The sequence below is a fragment of the Paenibacillus sp. FW104-T2 genome (genome assembly GCF_058789975.1).
The window spans coordinates 148,190-164,800 of the sequence record NZ_JBYTCE010000004.1 but is presented as its reverse complement, the minus strand read 5'-3'; the positions used below and the strand labels follow the sequence as shown (position 1 = coordinate 164,800).

General features: G+C 45.8%; 15 protein-coding genes. 7 read left to right on the top strand and 8 right to left on the bottom strand.

Annotated elements, in window-relative coordinates; genetic code table 11:
* Positions 1-77 precede the first annotated feature (77 nt).
* Entirely contained in the window at positions 78-782 is a 705-nt protein-coding gene (locus AC3WQ3_RS07015) for a DUF6199 family natural product biosynthesis protein (RefSeq protein ID WP_336780369.1), read from the bottom strand.
* Between the two features lie 196 nt (positions 783-978).
* Here AC3WQ3_RS07015 and AC3WQ3_RS07010 point away from each other — a divergent pair, with 196 nt between their 5' ends.
* Together AC3WQ3_RS07010 and AC3WQ3_RS07005 are read left to right on the top strand one after the other, a co-directional pair.
* Positions 979-1,806, top strand: a complete 828-nt coding sequence (locus AC3WQ3_RS07010; RefSeq protein ID WP_336780370.1) for a sugar phosphate isomerase/epimerase family protein — start codon at positions 979-981, stop codon at positions 1,804-1,806.
* Between the two features lie 165 nt (positions 1,807-1,971).
* On the top strand, positions 1,972-2,505 hold the full coding sequence (locus AC3WQ3_RS07005) for a hypothetical protein (RefSeq protein ID WP_336780371.1): 534 nt from the start codon (positions 1,972-1,974) through the stop codon (positions 2,503-2,505).
* 99 nt (positions 2,506-2,604) lie between these two features.
* Here the strand turns inward: AC3WQ3_RS07005 and AC3WQ3_RS07000 are convergent, their stop codons facing one another.
* A complete protein-coding gene (locus AC3WQ3_RS07000; protein ID WP_336780372.1) occupies positions 2,605-3,483 on the bottom strand; it encodes an SDR family NAD(P)-dependent oxidoreductase in 879 nt (292 codons plus the stop codon).
* Positions 3,484-3,628: 145 nt separating this feature from the next.
* Here AC3WQ3_RS07000 and AC3WQ3_RS06995 point away from each other — a divergent pair, with 145 nt between their 5' ends.
* Positions 3,629-4,087, top strand: coding sequence for a MarR family winged helix-turn-helix transcriptional regulator (locus tag AC3WQ3_RS06995; RefSeq protein ID WP_336780373.1), 459 nt, complete (start codon positions 3,629-3,631; stop codon positions 4,085-4,087).
* Positions 4,088-4,202: 115 nt separating this feature from the next.
* Here AC3WQ3_RS06995 and AC3WQ3_RS06990 read toward each other — a convergent pair whose 3' ends face one another.
* Together AC3WQ3_RS06990 and AC3WQ3_RS06985 are read right to left on the bottom strand one after the other, a co-directional pair.
* Positions 4,203-5,510, bottom strand: a complete 1,308-nt coding sequence (locus AC3WQ3_RS06990; RefSeq protein ID WP_336780374.1) for a right-handed parallel beta-helix repeat-containing protein — start codon at positions 5,508-5,510, stop codon at positions 4,203-4,205.
* Positions 5,507-5,740, bottom strand: a complete 234-nt coding sequence (locus tag AC3WQ3_RS06985; RefSeq protein ID WP_336780375.1) for a hypothetical protein — start codon at positions 5,738-5,740, stop codon at positions 5,507-5,509. Before AC3WQ3_RS06985 ends, AC3WQ3_RS06990 begins: the two co-directional genes overlap by 4 nt.
* A gap of 498 nt (positions 5,741-6,238) precedes the next feature.
* Between AC3WQ3_RS06985 and AC3WQ3_RS06980 the strand changes: the two genes are divergently transcribed.
* A complete protein-coding gene (locus AC3WQ3_RS06980; RefSeq protein ID WP_336780376.1) occupies positions 6,239-9,769 on the top strand; it encodes an S-layer homology domain-containing protein in 3,531 nt (1,176 codons plus the stop codon).
* Positions 9,770-10,079: 310 nt separating this feature from the next.
* Here the strand turns inward: AC3WQ3_RS06980 and AC3WQ3_RS06975 are convergent, their stop codons facing one another.
* The 4 genes from AC3WQ3_RS06975 to AC3WQ3_RS06960 all read right to left on the bottom strand — a co-directional run bounded on the left by AC3WQ3_RS06975 (position 10,080) and on the right by AC3WQ3_RS06960 (position 13,314).
* Positions 10,080-10,739, bottom strand: coding sequence for a DUF554 family protein (locus AC3WQ3_RS06975; protein ID WP_336780377.1), 660 nt, complete (start codon positions 10,737-10,739; stop codon positions 10,080-10,082).
* A gap of 16 nt (positions 10,740-10,755) precedes the next feature.
* On the bottom strand, positions 10,756-12,081 hold the full coding sequence (locus AC3WQ3_RS06970) for an amidohydrolase family protein (protein ID WP_336780378.1): 1,326 nt from the start codon (positions 12,079-12,081) through the stop codon (positions 10,756-10,758).
* Between the two features lie 158 nt (positions 12,082-12,239).
* Positions 12,240-12,854 carry a TetR/AcrR family transcriptional regulator gene (locus AC3WQ3_RS06965; protein WP_336780379.1) on the bottom strand — a complete coding sequence of 205 codons (615 nt, stop codon included), beginning with the start codon at positions 12,852-12,854 and terminating at the stop codon, positions 12,240-12,242.
* A gap of 118 nt (positions 12,855-12,972) precedes the next feature.
* On the bottom strand, positions 12,973-13,314 hold the full coding sequence (locus tag AC3WQ3_RS06960) for a hypothetical protein (RefSeq protein WP_336780380.1): 342 nt from the start codon (positions 13,312-13,314) through the stop codon (positions 12,973-12,975).
* 185 nt (positions 13,315-13,499) lie between these two features.
* Between AC3WQ3_RS06960 and AC3WQ3_RS06955 the strand changes: the two genes are divergently transcribed.
* The 3 genes from AC3WQ3_RS06955 to AC3WQ3_RS06945 all read left to right on the top strand — a co-directional run bounded on the left by AC3WQ3_RS06955 (position 13,500) and on the right by AC3WQ3_RS06945 (position 16,332).
* Positions 13,500-14,534 (top strand): ROK family protein, encoded by a 1,035-nt coding sequence (locus tag AC3WQ3_RS06955; protein WP_336780381.1) that lies wholly within the window; start codon positions 13,500-13,502, stop codon positions 14,532-14,534.
* 87 nt (positions 14,535-14,621) lie between these two features.
* The gene (locus AC3WQ3_RS06950) at positions 14,622-15,830 is read left to right on the top strand and encodes an MFS transporter (RefSeq protein ID WP_336780823.1); all 1,209 of its coding nucleotides are present in this window, start codon (positions 14,622-14,624) and stop codon (positions 15,828-15,830) included.
* A 235-nt stretch (positions 15,831-16,065) separates the two neighbouring features.
* Positions 16,066-16,332, top strand: coding sequence for an AbrB/MazE/SpoVT family DNA-binding domain-containing protein (locus AC3WQ3_RS06945; RefSeq protein ID WP_336780382.1), 267 nt, complete (start codon positions 16,066-16,068; stop codon positions 16,330-16,332).
* The last annotated feature ends 279 nt before the right edge of the window (positions 16,333-16,611 follow it).

Genomic DNA, 16,611 nt, shown 5'->3' with positions numbered 1-16,611 from the left:
AATAGGGGGATAAAAAAGAGCGGTAATGACGTATTTTCAACGTCATCACCGCTTTTTTGTATGCAAATCCGCTTGGTTCAGAATGCTTTGAAGGAAATCCAAACGGATCCCATCATGACAACAATCCCGCCAATACTGGTCATCAAGTAATAAAAGTCGCTAGGTTCGGGGTCGTTCACCCAGATCCAACGTAGGGAGATGAGGAAGAGGATATCCTGAAACCTCCGGTAGTAGAAGCTGCACCATCCAAATATCAAACCGGCGAGTGCTAGAAAAAGGTAGACGGGCTCACCTTGCGTGTGATGGTATGCCGGGTACGCAGCAGTCACGATTGTATCCGGTGAAAATCGTTCCTCGTCCTCGCTAAGTATTCTCTGGTTGTTAACGTAAAAAGCGATGGAATTAATGATATTGCCTTCTTCATCAAAACTTCTTAATATACCGCCATGGTCCTGAACCTCATACGTGTCTCCTTTGGGGTATAACACGCTATATGCTGCATTAGGTGTGGAACTGAGTTCTGTTATGATATATTTCTGATCATCGATGAATACGGTGCGCTTCTGCTGCTCCACTTGCACCTGAATGGAATCAGCCGTTCTACTCCGGTATATCAACTGGTTTTCTTCTTGGCGATCCAATAAATACTTGTTATTGTCTGCATAGAATATGTGTTCCGTGAAATAAGGCTTGGATAGGAAACCAACGATCACAGAAAGCACCAAAAGGCATGAAAAGAAAATAATGGTAGGGGACTGAATTGTCTTGAGCCATTTCGTCATCGTATCACCTTCCTTTCCACTTTTTTCTATTACGCTGATTCCGGGAAAGGGTTGCGTAGGGTTTGTGCCATAAAAGAATGGAACTTACTGGTTTCTTTTTTTGAAGCTGCTGTTATTATGAATTTATACCCTGAATTTGAGCTTAAGAGGGTGCAGCAGTCGTTGCCTATTAGACAAGTCACAGGAGGAGATTGGGATGATTAGAGGATTAACGAAAGCAGGTTTGGGGAAGATCGAGTCTGATGAACAATATATTACGAATGCGGCCGAATATGGCTTCCAGTCCGTAGATTTGAATCCGCTCTCATTGGTTCAACAATACGGCAAGGAGCAAGCCGCACACCTATTGGAAAGCAACGATATCATCATCGGTTCAGCGGATTTCACCGTGGACTGGAGAAACTCAGAAGAGCAATTTCGTGAAGGACTCAAATCTCTGGTTGAAATGGCTGAAGCCTCTGCTTCGCTGAATTGTTTCACTTGCTGCACCTATGTTCTACCCTCGACCGATCAGCCTGCAGCATCTTTCATGGCGGCGGCTACCAGACGATTGAGACTCTGTGCAGATATTCTGGGGGCATACGGTATCCGGCTAGGGCTGGAGTTTGTCGGCTGCCATCATTTGCGTACCCAGTGGAAGAATCCGTTTATTTGGAGTGTGGAAGACACGCTGGACTGGATCGAGACCATTCATGCTCCCAATGTAGGCTTACTGGTGGATTCCTATCATTGGCATACGCTTGGTTTGAGTATGGAAGAGGTGCTGCAATTGAAAAAGGAACAGATTGTTCACGTTCATATCAATGATGCATATGATCTGCCAATTGAAGAATTGCTTGATAATGAGCGCCTGTATCCAGGCGAGGGAGTCATTGATCTGACGGGTTTTCTGAAAAACTTAGGGGCTATTGGTTACACGGGCGTTGTATCTCAGGAAGTTCTGGCACCTGCATCAACACTTGATTCAACCGAGCTGTTTGCCAAGTCGAAAGCAGGCTTTGACAAGGTGTTTGCAACGCTATAAATTGAAGGAGCAATGAAGAATAGGCATTATTGCAAGAAGCTGGCGGGTTCACAAGTATTGCATCAATGGATTCGCCAGTCCCTTTTTATTCTATTATTCAGTTCATGAAGAAATTAGAAATTAAAGTGATATATATGAATATCCACAATAGAAGGAGTACATAAAATGAAGTTTTTGTTTGAATTGATGTTATCTATGCTAATGCTCACCAATGGTTCGAGTGGCGAACCTCTTACCAGAGAGGATGTTCAAGGCTATCTCAAAGCTCATCATCTGCAATACGCTGATACAAAAATAGTGAGTGACCACTCTGCACTGTTGATTGATGTAAAAGGAGAGCATGCCAAAGCATCTATCCTCACCAAAACAGCGGATAATAAGCTTGTAATGCAACCAAACGAGTATGTATGGGATGAAGACGAAGAGGGCATATCCGTAGAAAAGGTAGGTCGATATTTATGTATTGTGATCCACGATAAAGCGCTCAGTCATGATATGGATTTCGTTAACATTGTCTATGTAGATGATAACGGGGATGAGCGAAAGGATCGCTACTATTTTAAGGGGAAACAAGCCATTATTATTCCAATGCCAACCCGGAAAGAGTCCATTGTAGTTGCCATTTACGGGAATGATGGTTTTATCCACGACATGGTTAAACGCTTCCCTGAGCTCGTGTTACAGCAAAATAAACTATAGTGAATTCCAAAAATCGGATAGTACAATATCAAGGGAGCGAAAAGATAAGGGGCTGATCGAGGCCCCTCTAGCCTCCTCTCCTCCAGCACTGAACCAATATTAATCCAGCAAGCCGCGTTCATTCATCAATTGATGCGTTACCGCCCACAATTTGTGTTGCATTCCTGCATCTCCGCCTGGATCCACGGGAGTAATTGCCGCCCCGCTTCCCACATTGAAATAACCTCCCGAAACCTTTCCAAACTCGGGTTCCACAGCGAGACGAGTCATGATGTCCGCGCCACGGCGTGGGTCGCCGATGTGCAGAAACGTTAATATGCGCTCAAGCACACTCGCGAACCACAGCTCTCGTCCAAGACCAGTGACATTGAAACCTGGATTCAAGGCATTCACACAAACCCCGGTCCCTTCCCATTGTCTGGCTAGTTCGCCAGTAAACATAATATTCAGCAGTTTGGTTTTGCCATAGATCGGAGAGGAGCCACGTGCTGTAAAGGGAGTGGTATCCATCAAGTCATCCGGCAGCACCAGTTGGCCATGATTCCGAGAGGCTTCAGATGCAATGTTCACAACGCGGGCATGACCTGACTGAATCAAGGAATTACGCAACATATGCGTTAGCAGCCAAGGGGCCAAATAGTTCACGGCCATCATCTCAGCAAACCCTTCAGAAGTCACTCTCTGTTCAAACGCATGGAGTCCGGCATTATTCAAAAGTACATCGATACGTGGATACGCAGCTGCCATTTCAAGCCCAATACGTTTTACATCACTCAGCAAGGATAAGTCTCCGAAGAAAAATTGGAACTTGGCAGAGGGTACAATTGCCCTGATTTTGTTTCTGGTAGCCTCGGCGCGCTCTTCGCTTCGGGCTGTGAGTACAAGATGTGCACCACGTTTGGCAAGCTCGATGGCAGCAAGCTGCCCCAATCCGCTTGTTGCTCCAGTGATTACGATAATAGACTGTGTTGTTTTCATAGTGAAGTCTCCTTTTGACACGAACAGAGTCGATAGATATAATTGACATAAATCAACTATACATATTAATTGAATATTAATTGATATTTGTCAACTATATTTTCTGAACGCCTGCTTTAACGAATTAAGGAGAGGGGAACAAAAAATGAGTGAACATGCAATCAAAACCAAAGACAGAGAAGCCCTGGAATTGGCGCTTGGTGAGCAGATCCATGCCCTGATTAGTGCTTCGCATGCACTTAATGTTCGGTCTGCCGAGCGTTTTGATGCGACACTGCAGCCTGCTGCTTTTCACCTCGTACGGTGGCTGTACTCTTATGGTCCTACAAGCGCTGCAGCTTTGGCGGAAGCGACTGCCATGGACCGCAGCTCGGTAAGCCGCCTGATTAAGCAGCTCGAAACGTCAGGATATGTGAGCAAGGAGCAGGACCCTGATGATCGGCGCGGCATTCTATTGTCTCTGACGGAGCTTGGCGAGCAGTCGACAGTGAATGCGTTGAAAGAGAAGGAGTCGGCCTTTTATGACCGCATATCCAGCTGGGATGATAAAGAGCTGGGACGTTTTACCACCATGCTTCGACAGTTTAACGGGTTGGAGGGGTAGTGTGGGGGATGTAGCGCAAATTGTGTTGATATAAACGTAGTCATTGTAAAAAAATCAAAAGGTGATATCCACATTTCCTTGGACATCACCTTTTGGTCTACTGAAAAACAGAATCTTACTTATCGGCAAGGTATCCTAAACCATGTTTGAATAAAGGACTCGTATCTACAGGAAGCATGAACGTGACATCAGGTAAACTGCCGTCTGTTTTTCTAGCTGCCGATAATTGAGTCGTATCCAGACTTAAAAAATCCTCTGAGGTGAGCTGAAGACCGCCATCAATGGTCCAAGAATTATTGGACACATTTTCAATGGGGTTGTTATCATTCTTGATGGTTGTCCCCATATAGGCAATGTTATTATGTAACACTTCCCTGTAACCAGGAATATTGGTGATATCCGTTGGACTTACGCGTTCAAGCATATCGTAGTTAGCTCTTCCATTATTGTATGCTGTGTTATTGGTCCAGTTAGCGGATTGTCCTGGCTGATGATTCGCATAAAATCCATTTGCTCCGTTATTCACAGCAAGTGAATATTGGACCGTATGAACGGGCACTGGGTCCGGAATTCCGGTTGTCCGGTAGGCATATCCTCCGACTTTAAAACCATTTTGGTCGCCTACGCCATTCTGGTTGCCTCTGTTGTTAAACGACCAACAATGATCGTACACCACAGGTCCCTTTGAACTGATACTGTCAAATCCATCATCGCTGTTATTCCAGGCGCGGGAATTGATGAACGAAACAGCTCCGCCATGAGCTCCGAATCCATCTGTATTTCCTGCAGATACATCCGTCGGGCCAATGTTGTCATAGGCATCAGAGTTAAGAACGGTTCCTGTCCCATTCCCTGTATAATAAAAACCAATGGCTTCATTTCCGTAAGCGGCCATATTCACGAAATCGGCTTGACCTCTGATTCTGAAGGCCTCCGATTGAGGTTGCTCACCTACTTTGACTCCAGTGACATCAAATCCCTCGAAAGTGACACCTGTTACACGGTCCTCAACAAAGAAAGCAGCTACACGTAAATTGGTTGGTACATTGCTGAAGTCAAATACAGGCCTCTCACCCGGATATGCCTCGTAGGTAATTCCATTTTTGTTGAAGGCATGAACGTAATTATAATTGCTGTCCATTTTAGCGATTTCAAAATCGTCATACACTCCGCCGCGGATATAAACGGTATCGCCGGACGAAGCGAGGTACTGAGCTTGCATCAAGCTTTTCACTGGCTCATTTATCGTTCCCGCATTGGTATCATTGCCGTTCGGAGAGACGTAATAACTCGTCGCACTTGTTGTTGCAATGGTTCCTTCTTTCCTTGAATCCAATGTATCTCCAGTTGCCATAACAGAACTTGTCATAAACAAGGCTGTAAGCATGGAATAGATAATGAATAAACTCCCGATTTTTCTCACAATGCTTTTCTCCTTTTGGGTAAATCAATGGTTTGGTGACGTCTTAGCAACCATGGCGCATGAGTTTTATCGGTCCCCCATAAAGAGATTTTTATAAAACCATCGTGAAATAATTCTTTTGCAGTACGTTTTAGGTATAAAGTAATGGTGTTATAAGAAAGCTTTTGATGGGGAAAGTCAGCCTCTGTTGGAATTAATTTTTGCCTCTTTATATATAGTAGATTTGCCATTGAGATTAACCTCCCATTAACAATCTTTTTACGTAACTAGAGATGTAAAATTCAAGTCAAAAGGGAGCATTAACCGAGTATCCGTGGGATATAGAGCTCATGAATATCTCTGAAATGGGTCGCACGAATGACAGGATTTAGAGTCATATTCACATGACGATTTTTACATAATTCTTCAGCTTGATCCCATCTATCATAGAATTCTCTCAAAGCTCTTCCTGTCATCCACAAGAGTGGTGAAAGTTTCCTGAATGGTGAACAAACTTTGAACGCTGCAAGGAGCCGAAACGTGCCGTGTTTAATCATTTTGACTCATAAAACGAGAGATTTAGAGAGGATACAACATATGTATACAGCAAAAGAAAGCTTTAATAGAATGTAAACGAATGCAGCTCTATGTAAAATTTTTAATAGGCGCTTTCAACGCGTTGACCCTACCCTCAAAGTCTCATATATTTACTCCCGGCACAACAACACAGAACGGGTGGAGGGATCAGGTTGTTCAACAAAAAAGGAAAGAAAATGCTGGCTATGCTTACGCTGATACCGCTGGCTACAGGAATGGTCATGGGAGCTTTTCCTGCGGCGATTACCCATGCAGCTGCGGGAGATAACACGCCAGTCAACAGCACAGCTGCAGGTTCTTGGCAAACGGGGGATTTGCACGTACATACATTTGAATCGGATGATGCGCAAAATTCGCTGGAGAACGTCCTGGACGCGGGTTTGACGCAATATGGGCTGGACTGGATCGCGCTGACGGATCATTTGCGGTTATCCAAGCGGGATCACAACGGAAATGAAATTCCTGGTGGGTCCATTCCGATGTCCGTGGGAATGAATGAATATCAGGTACCTCAGATCAAGGCACTACAGGAGCAAGGCAAATATGCAGGCAAAACGATCTTCTCCGGCTTCGAATGGGACATGCCGACGCATGAACACGTTGGTGTGGGGATTCTCACCGATGAGCCGAATTCGACCGAAGCGCTGGAAGCTGCCAAAGAATTCGAATATCGTTTTACCAATCGCGATGCGAGTCTGTTCGATCCGGCCGATGTAGCGGCCTGGAATCAGGAAGGCGGACGTGCCTATACGACACATCAGGATGCACTAACTGCCATTAACTGGCTGAAAACCAACTATCCAACAACGAGCTATGCGATGATCAACCATCCTTCGCGTGGCAAAAATAAATATACAATTGCGGACTTCCGCGATTTCAACGATCTGGCGCCACAAGTGGTATTCGGTATCGAAGGTATGCTTGGTAACCAGATGGAACCGGATCGCGGCGGGTATAACACAACCTACAACGTATCTAATCCGAAGGCAGACGATGGGTACAAATACCGTACATATGGCGGTGTAGACTACATGGTGGCCAAAGTGGGCGGACTGTGGGACGCACTGCTGGGAGAAGGGCGCCATTTCTGGAATTATGGTAACTCGGATTACCATTTCAAAACCATTGGTACGAATTCCAGTGGTTACTTCCCTGGGGAATATGCCAAGACTTACGCGTGGGTTGAGGGCAGCGGAATGCAGGCCGTGCTGGAAGGTCTTCGTTCAGGAAAATCCTTTTCCGTATTCGGTGATCTGATTAACGCACTGGATTTCACCGCTTCCGGAGCAGGCGCTCAGGCTGAAATGGGTGAGGATCTGAACGTGACTCAGGGCGATGAAGTGGAGCTGAAGATCCGGTTCAAGAGCCCAACGACCAGTAACAATTATGAAAAGCCAATCAACAGCGGTATATCCGCTGGACAGGTACCTGTGGTCGACCACGTTGACCTGATCGCAGGGGATGTGACAGGCAAGGCCGAGAAGGGTACAGCCGCATATAACAAGGATACCAACGACTCCACGAGAGTGCTGGCTACCTTCACATCGGACGATTGGACGACAGATGCCGAAGGCTACAATGTCATCACATATAAGATCAAAGCCACGGATCAAGACCAGTATTTCCGCCTGCGCGGGACGAATCTGGATATGAACGTTCCAGGTGAGACGGTGAATGGCGAACCACAGCTGGATCCGAAGAACACGACTGCAGATGCAGAAACGCGTTTCAACGAAATCAATGACAGCAATTATCGGGATCTGTGGTTCTACTCCAATCCGATCTTCGTGAACGCGGCACCTTATAGTGATGTGCAGGCGGTAAATGACACGCTCCAAGCGATTGATCTGGGAGACCTGAACGCGGTCACTTCCGACCTCACTCTTCCTGTTGAAGGGAAACATGGAGCGACAATTACTTGGTCCAGTTCCAATCCGGAATTGATCGATAATCAAGGCAAGCTGCTGACACAGCCTGATAACAATGAAAGATTGGAACTGACAGCCACGGTACAACGCGGCATCGAAATACAAACGAAAGTTTTCACTGTCATCGTAGAGGGCACCAATAATCAGGTTCTGATTCTGAAAAGCAATATGACGACCACAGACGGCCAGCCGTATCATACGGATACATGGACGAATCAGTCTGTAAACGTAAGTGTAACGAGCGCGGTATATGCACCGGCCACTTCGGCGACCATTGAGCTGTCCCGTGATGGAGGTCAAACGTATGGCCCTTATACCGAGAATACGTCTCTGGAGATTGCTGAGCCTGGAGAGCACAGCCTGTTGTTCCGAGCTACAGACGATCTGAACAGTGAGTATACTTTACTGATGGTTGTCAAAATCGACCGCGAAATTCCGGTCATTACACTGCAAGGCAGCAGTCAGATGACACTGAACGTGGGGGATACCTACAGTGAACCTGGAGCATTGGCATCCGACAATGTGGGGATCAGCGGTTCCGTGCAGATGGAAGGCACCGTGAACACACAAGCAGCCGGAATCTATACGATTCGTTATAACGTAAAAGATATCGCTGGCAATGCAGCAGCAGAAGTCACACGTACTATTACGGTACAAGCCAGTTCGAACAATGGCGGTGGATCAGGCGGCGGTAATGGAGGCAATACCGGTGGCAGTGCCGGAGGAAGCACGCCAAGCGTACCGACAACCCCTACAGTTCCTACAACACCATCCACTCCGGGCACCGGATCGGATTCCTCGACTGAAGTGAAGGTTGAAGTGGAAGCGAATCAGCCTGTACAGACGGGTATTAAAAACGTGGTGGAATTCAAAGCTCCGGCTGGAGCCGTTGGGGAAAAAGATACTTTACAGCTGTCCGTGATCGCACAGGACAAACTGCAGAATACAGCTTCGCTGAATATTCTGGGTCAAGCGGTACAGATTAGCCGCACAGGTGGACGGACGTTAAACCATTCGGCTGAGTTGAGCCTGAATTATGATCCGGCAGGTTTGATAAGCGGAACGAAGCCGGCAATCTATTATTATAACGAAGCTCGTCAGAGCTGGGTATTTGTCGGCGGGGAAACGAATGCTGCTGGAACCATTACGGCGAATGTGAATCACCTGGGTACCTTTGTAGTGTCCAGTTACACACCTGCGAACCTGACGGATCTAAATGGACACTGGGCATCTGATTATGCGGATCGTCTGATGGGCATGAACGTCATCCAAGGGTATGCAGATGGAACATTCCAACCGTCCAAGGAGATTACAAGAGCTGAGTTTGTCACATTGCTTAGCAAAGCATTGGCTCTCCAAACGGTAGCGTCTACGACTTCATTTGCTGATGAGGAAGCTGTACCTGCATGGGCGAAGTCCGAGATTGCAGCTGCCGTGCAAGCCGGTATAGTGACAGGCTATGGAGATAATACATTCAAGCCTGATCGCACCATTACCCGTGCCGAGATGGCTGTGATGATGGCAAAAGCACTGAAGTTGAGTGATGTGCAGGCGGGAACGAACGGTGAGAATGCCAAACCAAGCTTCACCGATGCAGCACAAACGCCAGCTTGGGCACAGGACGCCATGGATGCAGCTGTACAAGCTGATATTATTAATGGTTATACCGATAATACGGTTCGTGCGGAGAATATGACGACCCGTGCGGAAGCGACAGCTATGATTTACAAATTGCTGCTTGCGATGCATCTGTAAAGAATAAATGTACTTGTAAAGAATACTTATAAAAATGAGGACTACCACTATTGTGGTAATCCTCATTTTTTCTGTATCTTTAAGAGCAAAATCACAATATAAACAAGCAAAGTAAGTACAAGGGCTGAACCCAAATAAAGGCCAACAGTACCGATGGCAATGATGACGTAAGTCACAATTAAACAAGCCACGTACAACGATAAGATCTTTAGCAATTTTATTATAAATTCCTCCTAGATAGTAGTATAAGACTTACCCAATAGGATAAGCCTCTTAAGTTTCGCTGTCTACCAAATAATTACATACCATTTTATAACACAAAAATAGGAATAAATAAGGCCGGAAGCAGATTCAAAACTTTGATCTCCGTAATCTTCAGGACGTTCAATCCGGTGCAGAGCGCCAGAATACCACCAATCAACGTGATTTCGTTAATGATGTTGGCCGTCATGTATACGGAGATAAAGTCAGCCGAGAAGAAGACCAGAGCTTCAATGACAAATAAAATAATCGCTGAAAGCATAATGCCAAAGCCGAAGGAGGAAGCCAGAATTAGGGCCGTAATGCCCGAGAAAATGGTATTGATCTGCAAAAAGGTGTTATCTCCCTGCAGTGCACTTTGCAGCGGTCCGAGAATCGGTATGGACCCTAAGCATAATAAGGAGATTGCAACCGTCAATCCTTCATTTAGTCCATTGGACGAGAAACGGGTCATGATCCTGGACAAAATCTGATCGAAATTAATCAGTTGACCGATAATGCCGCCTATCGTAAGAAAGATAACAAACATCACCTGATACTGGCTCGTAGAGATGCTGTTGATGGTAGTGCTAATGCCGATGATGATAGCACTGATCCCAATGACTTGATACAGAATGGCTTTATATCCGTCATTGACAAACTTTTTAGTGATCGCTCCAAGGGTACTTCCGAATACAATGGAAAAGCAATTGACTAATATTCCTAACATGATTTCACTCCTGAATTCACCAAACCGAGTTTAGAACATCGTCTACTTGCTGTATTCTCGTCACAGATGGTGATTGAATTAGATTTCCTTTGACCATGACCATACGTACATCGGATAGTGCTTCAATATTTTCCAACGGGCTTTGGTCCAGCACGATCAGATCTGCCTGTTTTCCAATATCGACCGTACCTGTAACGTCTTCAATGCCGAGGATCTTCGCGTTGGTTCGGGTCACCATATCGATCAGGTGTTTGTTGCTAAGATTAGTCTGTTTGATATAGTAGTCCATCTCTCTCCACATGTCATAGTGAGTCACATACGACATGGCGGCATCGGTGCCAAGACCGATGGTAATGCCGTTGTCGATGGCCTGCTGCGCACCTTTTAACATGGATGTATACACGAGTCTGGCGTTTTCATTCACGGTTGCACTCACCTTCGTTACGCTGGTATCGAGCAGAGCAGAGGGATAAGCAGCCAGAAAGGTTGGAATAAGCGCAGTATAGCCATTCAGGGCATTCGGATTGTTTTTGAACAAGCTGATAATCTCGTCATCCATCTCGGAGCCGTGCTCAATGGTATCGACGCCGCCTTTTAATGCGACTCTGACACCCTCCGTGCTTTCCACGTGAGCTGCCACCCGCAACCCGATTTTGTGGGCTTCCTCGCAGATCGCGGCAACTTCCTCTACCGTCATCTGCAAACGGCCTGCTTCGCCGACCATTTTGGCATCCGTAACGCCGCCCGTCACGCAGATTTTGATGAGATCCACGCCGTTCTTCACATTGAGGCGTACATTTCTGCGAGCTTCCCAAGGGGAGTCCCCGACCAGAGCCAGGAAAGGAGCACCATGACCTCCCGTTACACTTAGGAAAAATCCAGAGACAAGCAGATTAGGGCCAACGAATTCACCGTTGTTAATTTCATCCCGCAATTTCACATCGGTATAGAAGAATTCGCCGACACTGCGCATCGTGGTTACGCCCGCGTGCAGTGCGGTCAGCGCATTGCGTTTCATTCTTTTTTTCAGAACGTTCTTGCCGAATTTCGTGTTCAGGATTCGATCATAGGCGAATTGCAGCATGCCTTCGCTGACCGACAGGCTGAAGGGCTTACCATCCGCAAAGAGATGGACGTGAGCGTTGATCAAGCCAGGCATCACATATTTTCCCGATAGGTCGATAACCTCATAGTGGCTCGGAATGGCCAGTTCACTTGATTTTCCAATCCCCTGAATCAGCCCTTGCTCATTGATCAGGACGGTGATGTTTTTCTCCAGATCGCGATTAAGGTCTCCATGAATCAGATGGCAGTTTTTTAATGCATAAGCTGTTTTCGTCATTGGGTGTTCCTCCTTGAAATGAGCATCGAATTTAAAATTGAATTATTAATTCATTTTTGAATCAAAAAAATAAGGGGGTGGATTAGGCATTTTTTTGGCGTGCGGACCAAGTACGTTTGTTGACCTGATCTGCACGCTGTGCCAGCTAGGCATATAGCTTATTCGCTCAAACTCTTCATGCCGTATAACCGGTATACATATAACGCTTCAAAAATCTGCTTGCGGCTGTCCTCGCTCATGTCCCGTTTCAACAAATCCAGGTTCATGTCGATCACATTGTGCGCGAGGATATCGAGCAAGATCAGGTGTTCTTCCATTCCAATCTCATAATGCTTGTACTGCTTTTTGAGATAGGCTTTCTTGGTTTCGATCATGGTCTCGACGAGCTCATTCTTGGCGTTGGTGTAGATCGTTCCTTTGTTCTTTTCGAAAATGATGATGATCTGGTTCCGGTATTTGCGCAATACATCAACCTGTTCCTGTAACAGTGCCGTTTTCCTTTCGCTGTCCGTTTCCGCCTCGAACAGGTTCTGGTTATCGAAGTGAATGGTATCGACCAGCACTTTTTTTAGGTAATCAACCAGATCCGGTGGCACGACCGCATAGAACAGATCCTTTTTGTTTTTGAAATACGTATAGATATTGCCTACCGAAATATTGATTTCATTCGCAATGTCGCTCATTTTGGCATCCACAAAGCCTTTCTCATAGAACACCTTCAGCGCTGCGTATTCAATTTCTTTCCTGACTTCGTCTTTCTTGGCTTGCACCATTGAGAACGACTCCTTAATAATGAATGAGTGATTCGTTATTAGGTTAGACCTGTTATGGAGATTTGTCAATGGGGACGAGAAGATCATGAAGTATACGTTACGACGATCGGGTGGATTGTCACATGCGCCAAGGAATCTGTGGAACTTTATATCGAAAAAAGTGGTTTTCATCTTTTTTAACATAAATCCATGGTGGTGGTATTGGAGTACCTTTTGCTTTGTACAGGGCTTTGCCCTCGTCACTGGATGCATATTGTTCAAGACTAAGAGTATCTTCAAAACTTACTGTTCCTTGGTAAGATAATCTCTTGCCTTGTATTGCTATATCAGGTGCATCTGAAATCATCCTACATACTGTATTAATCAATCCGATTCTCCCCGAAGACCAAATGAATAATTCACTTAGCAATATTAGGCCCACCAAAATAATCGAAAGCATAAAGCGTCCCTTTTTCCTCATCGTCTGTGTCTCCTTTGACAATATACTATGATGTATCAACCCTCTCTCTAATAACATTAACATTGTTCCCGCTTTCAATTAAGCATTGACTTTCCCCGGGTGTCCCCCTAAACTTCAATTATTAAAATACTTTTAAAAACATTCCTTCGAATGATAAATTAATTGAAAGGAGGGTTCAATTCTACATGCAGCCTACATCACACAACACACAGCAGGTGAAGCGAATTAATGTGGAGCTGGTGAAGAACACACTTAGATCAACGGGCGTGGGTACGAAGTCTTCCATTGCGAACTTGACGAAACTCAGTGTTGCGACCTGCGGCACAATTCTGAACGAGCTGCTGCAGACGGGGGAGATTATCGATCTGGGCCCGGATGAATCAAGTGGGGGGAGACCTGCGAGCAGATATCAATTCAATGCGGACTATGCCAGCGTGCTATGCGTGTTTATTCGAACAGAGGGCGGTGTTCACTCGATCACGCATCTTCAGGCTAATCTGAATGGCGAGATAAAGGATGAGCAGACGCTTATTTTGGATGAGATTACCGTGGCTACAGTGGAGGATCTGATTGCAGCTTTGATTGAAAAGTACAACAATGTGCAGGCGGTCGGGATCGGTATACCGGGGGTGGCGCACAACGGAATTATTGGCATTTGTGATGTGCCAGGTCTCGCAGGTCAGCCGCTGGGGCCAAAGCTCAAGGAGCGATTCGAAGACGTTGAAGTCACTATTGATAACGACATGAATCTGACGGTGTACGGACTGTACAACGAGCAGCATTTTGAGGAAGAGAAAAACTTTGCGGTGGTCACTTTTCCAAAAAATCATTATCCCGGGGCAGGCTTCATCATTGACGGTCACCCGTTGAAAGGGAACACACATTTTAGCGGCGAGGTATCCTACCTGCCTTTTGGGGTGTCATCCGAAGAACAGCTTCACCTGCTGCAAACTCCCGAGGGACTGCATCAGCTTGTGGTCAAAACGCTGGTATCCATCATTGTCATTATTAACCCGGCAGCGATCGTCATTACAGGAGACACGATGGACTCTGGCATGCAGCACGATCTGATCCAGGGTTGCCTGCAAACCATACCACAGGAGCACATGCCACAAGTCATGATTCAAAATGACACACGGCGTGAATATGTTACCGGCCTGGTTGCTGTCACGTTGGAGAGCCTAACCTACCGCATCCAGTTAATCGAGAAAAAATGGTAGATTATATGTGACGAATCGTTTATTTGTCTTATACAACAGGAGGTACTTATTTTGGAGCAGCAAGCGAGTAAAAAGAAGTTTGATAAGATGTATGCCATGCAGCTGGCGACGATCTTTATTGGTTTTATTGTTTTTGGCATATCGGAAAATATTAAAGGACCGGCGATTCCGCGCATTCAATTCGACTTCAATCTGGACGAGAAGCAGCTCGGAACGTTGTTATCCCTGAACGCGCTGGGGTATCTGATCGCTTGTTCGTTTACGGCCATCCTTGTCCGCAAATGGGGCATCAAGGCGGTTAGCATTATCTCCTTTGCCTCCATGATTCTCTCGGGTGTGTTCATTTATTTATCCCATACATATCCGCTATTTGCTTCATCGTATTTCTTCATGTACATCGGTAACGGCATGCTGGAGATTGCGCTGGCGATTCTGGGTGCTCGGATCTTTGTGAAAAATACAGGCATGATGATGAACCTGTCCCATTTCTTCTATGGTCTCAGTTCAACCGTAGCTCCGCTGCTGGCAACGGGCGTCATGTCACTGACGGTGTTTGGGCATGAACTGGACTGGCGCGGCATGTATCTGGCGATGTTATCCCTCTGCCTACTGCCTATTATTGCGGCAATGCTTAGTTCGTTTCCGGGAGATGATCTTCCGCATGAAGATCGGGTTTCCCTGAAAATGCTGACACGGGATCCGGCCATCTGGATGATGGTGCTGATTCTTTCTTTTGGCGTGGTATCCGAACTGGCCGTGGGCGGCTGGCTTGTAAACTTCCTGGAAAAGGCGTATACCTGGGACACCGTGAAGGCTTCGGGGATGCTGTCTGCATTTTTCCTCAGCTTCTCGCTCGGGCGTCTGCTGCTCGGTCCGCTTACGGACCGGATTGGTTTTGTACTTTCATTGATTGTTTTCTCAGCTTTCTCAGCTGTATGTACATTTGCGGCCATCGCGGGCGGTGAGGGGCTGGCGTTCCTGTTTGCCGTGTCTGGTGCAGGTATTGCCATGATCTATCCAACGGTGATGGCATTTATTGCGAAAAGGTATCCAAACGGAAGCGACACCGCCATTACGTTTGCGGTTACGCTGATGGGGGTCGGCAGCGTCATTGGTAACTATGCGATTGGCTGGGTTATTGAAGGCGTGAAGAACGCGTATGGTGCAACTACTCCGTTGGGGCTGCTTCGCGGTCTGCAGGCGGGTTATGGGTTCATCGGTTTATGCGCTGTGATCTGTGCGGCGTCGGGGGTGGTGCTGTTTGTATATCTGAAACGGAAGCAGGAACTGATTTAGTAATTATTCTATTTCATTTAATTATGTGAGATGGCATAGGAATCCTCGTTCAAGTTAAACGGGGGTTCTTTTATTTATTGAATCTGAAATACATGATGTTATTATTTTAGCTGGCCGTAGACGGATAAATTTTTCTTTTTACGGACGGATGTAATGCACTTTTGGTGTTTCATGGAAAAAATAGCGGGGCGAGGTATAATTGGAGCAACTATCAAACGAAAGGTATGAGATTGCCATGACTACAGCCATACTTAGAAAATGGGGAAATAGTATCGCAATTTGTATTCCTAACCAAGTACTTAAACGTCTTAATCTGAAGGAAGGTTCGGAAGTTGAGATTTTAGTGACGGCAGACAATAAATTGTTGTTGCGCCCAAAAACCAAACTGACCAATTACAAGGAAGAACTGCGCTCTCATCAAAAGACTCTGCTCTCTAAAGTGAAAGAGGATAAACGACACGATGAAATAGACTTTGGCACGGAAGGGAACGAGTTGCTTTGAGTTCCCAAACGAGATCCCATACTTAAATTCACGTCTATCTCAATGACGTGGATTTTTTTGTTATTATCCCGAAAGGAATTTTCGAACTCTTCTGTTCTTGTTTTACCTAGTTTTAATAAAGCAACGAATTATATTGTTTCGATATAGAATTTGGAATTATCCGGTGATTAAGTGCATCTAGTAGACATTCCTAGTGAAAGATAGATTTTTAATCCTCTGAAAATCTTTCCCATTTATAGTATGATCATACTATCGATAGCTTCTGCAAACACGTACTCT